Here is a 534-nt window from a genome sequence, read left to right as displayed (position 1 = left end):
CCAACCTACCTAGACCTGCTTCAGTCCGACTATTCGATGGCACTCAAAGAGCGTGCCCGCTGGATTGCCCAGCGCTTTGCTGGAATGGCGACGGTCGAAATCAAAGCTGTGATTGAGGCCAAGATCGGCCGCTGGACCGCCGAATTCCGCGCAGATCACGCCCCCACCGGCAGTAGCGCATAATGGCGAGCGGCATCACGATTCGTCACCTGGTTTTCACAGGACCATCAGTCGCGCCGGCTGAACTGTCGTTCAACGATGGCCTCAACATAGTTTACGGAGCCTCCAACACCGGCAAGTCGTTTACGACCAAGGCGCTAAACTTCATGCTGGCAGCGACCAAGGAATTGCCCAAAACTGAGGAAATCACGCACTACGATGCTGTTTGGCTAGGACTGACGCTCTCTAGCGACCGAGACGTCACACTTTATCGGGCTACAAAGGGCGGCGCGTTCCGTGTGCACGATGGGTTGATCAAGAATACACCCTCTGCGGCGGGGGCCATCCTTCAAGGTAAATTCGACGCCAAGCGAA

At 56.6% G+C, this 534-nt stretch carries 1 protein-coding gene; it reads left to right on the top strand.

Annotated elements, in window-relative coordinates; all coding sequences use genetic code 11:
* A partial coding sequence (locus EOC06_RS40520; protein WP_368773620.1) for an ABC-three component system middle component 2 occupies positions 1-183 on the top strand: 183 nt, incomplete at its 5' end.
* Positions 184-534 lie beyond the last annotated feature (351 nt).

The sequence above is a fragment of the Mesorhizobium sp. M7A.F.Ca.MR.362.00.0.0 genome (assembly GCF_004023175.1).
In the GTDB taxonomy this organism is placed as follows: Bacteria; Pseudomonadota; Alphaproteobacteria; order Rhizobiales; family Rhizobiaceae; genus Mesorhizobium.
The sequence above is the reverse complement of the archived record's forward strand: the minus strand, read 5'-3'. Positions and strand labels throughout refer to the sequence as shown.